Source organism: Gordonibacter pamelaeae 7-10-1-b, from assembly GCF_000210055.1.
GTDB classification, from domain to species: Bacteria; Actinomycetota; Coriobacteriia; order Coriobacteriales; family Eggerthellaceae; genus Gordonibacter; species Gordonibacter pamelaeae.
Window position 1 is genome coordinate 1,689,061 of record NC_021021.1, and the last position, 1,062, is coordinate 1,690,122.

1 protein-coding gene is annotated in these 1,062 nt (G+C 70.1%); it reads right to left on the reverse strand.

The genetic code is table 11. The features are described from left to right. Positions 1 to 43 precede the first annotated feature (43 nt). Positions 44 to 1,006: a D-2-hydroxyacid dehydrogenase gene (locus GPA_RS07875; RefSeq protein ID WP_015539532.1), complete on the reverse strand. Its 963-nt coding sequence runs from the start codon at positions 1,004 to 1,006 to the stop codon at positions 44 to 46. Positions 1,007 to 1,062 lie beyond the last annotated feature (56 nt).

Consider the following 1,062-nt stretch of genomic DNA (forward strand, 5'->3'; position numbering starts at 1 on the left):
AGCCGGCCCCCCCCGCGCGTTGCCCGGTGGTTCGCAAGCCGTCCTAGTCGACGACGTTCTGCGGGCGGCCGTCCACGAAGGCCCCCACGTTGGCGGCGACGGTGGCCAGCAGGCGCTCGCGGGCCTCGTGGGTGGCCCAGGCGATGTGGGGCGTGACGACGATGTTGGCGCCCTTCGCCTGGAGCAGGGGGTTGTCGGGGCGCATGGGCTCCACCGACACCACGTCGGCGCCGAAGCCGGCCAGCTTGCCCGAGCGCAGCGCGTCCACCACGGCCTGCTCGTCCACGAGGGAGCCGCGCGCGGTGTTCAGCAGGTAGGAGCCGTCCTTCATCTTGGCGAGCGCCGCGGCATCCATCATGTGCTCGGTCTCGGGCGTGGCCGGCACGTGCAGCGACACCACGTCGGCCGTGGCCAGCAGCTCGTCCAAGCCCGCTTGGCGCACGCCGTCGCCCTCCAGCTGCGGCTTGGGGGAGCGGTTCTCGAACACCACGGGCATGTCGAAGGCGCGGGCGATGCGGTCCACCGCCTGTCCGATGCTGCCCATGCCGACGATGCCCATCGTCTTCCCCGCCAGCTCCACGAGCGGCGTGCTCCAGAACGAGAAGTCCTTGGCGCGCGTCCAGTCGCCGTCCATGACCAGCCGGGAATGCTCGCCCACGTGCAGGCACAGCTCCAGCAGGAGCGCGAACGTCATCTGCGCCACGTCGGGCGTGGAGTAGGCCGGCACGTTCGACACCACGATGCCGCGTGCGCGCGCCGCATCGAGGTCGACCACGTTGTAGCCGGTGGACGTGAGCGCGATCATCTTGAGGCGCGGCGCCCAGCCGAGCGCCTCGGCGTCCCAGACCGTCTTGCTCGATACGGCGACGTCGACGTCGGCCATGCGCTGCGCCAGCTGGTCGCGCGGCGTGCGGTCGTACACGGTGACGGTGCCGTACGATTCGAGGGCGTCCCAGCTAAGGTCGCCGGGATTGTTCACATATCCTTCGAGAACCGCGATGTTCATGGGCGCTCCTTCCCGCAGATGCTCTGCTCGGCTTGCTCTGCCGGCGATTGTAGCAC

Coding starts and splice junctions, on each gene's coding strand:
- GPA_RS07875 (WP_015539532.1), bottom strand. CDS start 1,006: ATGAACATCGCGGTTCTCGAAGGATATGTGAACAATCCCGGCGACCTT.